Here is a 1,587-nt window from a genome sequence, read left to right on the forward strand (position 1 = left end):
AATAGAAAGAGTATTTGCAGATATGAAAGAGAAACATGGTTTGCGTTGGACTACGTTAAGAGGTTTGAAAAAAGTCTCGATGCAGGCGATGTTAGTTTTTGCTGCCATGAATTTGAAAAAGCTAGCGAATTGGACGTGGAAGAGACGTCCGAATCGCTCTCAATTTTTTATTTCATCCAAGATTTTAAGCATTTTTGACAAAAATAACCTCATACTAGGTAATTTAGCATGAGGTTAGTCTTCAGTCTGGAAGGTACAACCTATGTACCTTTACGTTATATAAGTGAATTATTGCAAAAAAAAGTGAAATGGGATGGACAAACTAGTAGTATTAACATACTTGATCTGAATCTCGGAGAGAAGATTGATAATAATAATCAAATAAGCAATGAAGAAGCTAAAAATAAGCAAATTGATACAAATGTCTCAACATCAAATATATTAGAAATTAAAGATTTAAGTGGTACTACTATTTTTGATAAAGCATCATTTTCTCGTAACCAATTTAGAGATGTATATTTTATTGGTGGGGCTCCTCACTTTGACTTACTTTCCGAATATTTAAGTGTAGGCGATGGTTCAAATGCCGAAAATTTCAGAAGACTTGATAGTACGAAAAGAGAAAAGATTATGTCAGATGGAATAGTTTTTTTCCATGTTCTTAATTATCATGAATTTACAAAAAAAGATAATTTCTATTTACCTATGGAAGTAGACCAGATTAATAGTTTATTAAAAGATAAAAAAGCATTTGTTGTTGTCAAAAAAGTAGATGGAGTTATCCAAATTTTATTTGCTGCACAGGATAATGTATCCCTAAAAAAAATAGTTAGTAATTCATTTACCGGAAAAACAGCGGATTTACGTGATATTAAACCAAGAGATAAAGTTGATTCCTATTATGAATTAATGAATAATTTATCTGAACCACCAGCTGACTTATCAATTATTGTTGATTTACGACAGCCTAAAGAAAATGGAACTGCAATTGTTTATATAAATGTTAAAAAAGGAAGTGTATCAAGCCTTAATTTTAATTCACTCGATTTTAAAGAACGTCCTGAAAATATAATTGCATATTATGATTACCAAACCGGTGAGTTAGAAGAAGAAGTATATTTGACGCATCAAGAATTGCAAGCAGTTCCTTTAAATAATGGATTTAAAGTTTATGAAGTACGTCCGTATTTCTTACCAACCGCTTCACCACAATCTATTATTAAAGAGAATTATGCATTAATCAGAATATCCGCTTTATTACCTTATTTGGAAAGTTCTAAACCTATTGCGGTAAAATTCCTTATTCCAGACCATTGGAAGACAAACGTTCCTTATTCCGAAGGTAGTGTCAAAAGTTCTATGAAAAATTAAACGTTTGGTGAAAAAGAAATTAAGAATGACAAAATTGGGGAACAAAGAACTTCACAAAGGGTTAAACAAGTATAGCAAAAGCATGACTTCATTTAAACAGTGACAAAAAAGAGCATACTGAAGCAGACTCTTAAAACAGAGCCTAATTAATACTGTTAGATTAAGCAGACTGTTGCTCTAAAATAAATTCCTGTGACAACTCAATAAGTTTAGACC

Annotated in this window: 2 protein-coding genes; both read left to right on the plus strand. The window is 31.2% G+C overall.

From position 1 onward, the window contains the following. Nucleotides 1-232: transposase (locus tag BHF71_RS12425; RefSeq protein ID WP_084024109.1), on the plus strand; the 232-nt coding region annotated here is incomplete at its 5' end. Then, entirely contained in the window at nt 229-1,371 is a 1,143-nt protein-coding gene (locus BHF71_RS10145; RefSeq protein ID WP_069657523.1) for a stalk domain-containing protein, read from the plus strand. The genes BHF71_RS12425 and BHF71_RS10145, both read left to right, overlap by 4 nt. Nucleotides 1,372-1,587 lie beyond the last annotated feature (216 nt).

The organism is Vulcanibacillus modesticaldus, from assembly GCF_001730235.1.
Taxonomy (GTDB): Bacteria; Bacillota; Bacilli; order Tepidibacillales; family Tepidibacillaceae; genus Vulcanibacillus; species Vulcanibacillus modesticaldus.

Excerpts from the sequence above, each read along its gene's own strand:
- BHF71_RS10145 (WP_069657523.1), top strand. The coding sequence starts at position 229 with ATGAGGTTAGTCTTCAGTCTGGAAGGTACAACCTATGTACCTTTACGT.